This window comes from Thermobrachium celere DSM 8682 (assembly GCF_000430995.1).
Taxonomy (GTDB): Bacteria; Bacillota; Clostridia; order Clostridiales; family Caloramatoraceae; genus Thermobrachium; species Thermobrachium celere.
In genome coordinates this window covers 1-538 of sequence record NZ_HF952021.1, presented here as the reverse complement: position 1 = coordinate 538, position 538 = coordinate 1, and the positions used below count along the sequence as shown (strand labels likewise).

Sequence of the window (538 nt, the reverse complement as noted above, 5' to 3'; positions counted from 1 at the left end):
CCAGTTTTAGATGAGGACAGAATTATGTATATTGACATAAATAAGGCATCAGCTCTTTTAGAGGAGCTTGTTATAAAAGTTATTCTACCATACTTATTATAATGGTTTAAAAAATATTAATATTTCCAACTGGAATTGAAAAACTCATACCTTGGAAAAATAAGTACCCATAAGTATTAATCCCCACAAGTTCTCCATATAAATTTACCAATGGGCCTCCACTGTTACCTGGATTAATAGCCGCATCTGTTTGAAGATAAGTATAAACACCATCAACTGGTCTATTTAACCCACTAATAATTCCCTTTGTTGCTGTATTTCTATATCCAAAGAAAAGTGGAGTTCCAATTGCAAGAACATCTATCCCTACTTTAATATCCTTTTCATTTGCAAGTTTAATAGGTGGTAAATCTTTTCTATCTATTTGAATCAATGCAAGGTCAATATCTTTGTCTGAATACAATAATTTTGCCCTATAGGCTTTTCCATCGTATGTAACAACGTATATTTCATTTAATCCATCTATTACGTGATTATT

1 protein-coding gene is annotated in these 538 nt (G+C 31.2%); it reads right to left on the bottom strand.

Going from position 1 to position 538, the window contains the following annotated elements; translation table 11 throughout:
• Window positions 1–106: 106 nt before the first annotated feature.
• Window positions 107–538: S1C family serine protease (locus TCEL_RS10425; protein WP_198010678.1), on the bottom strand; the 432-nt coding region annotated here is incomplete at its 5' end.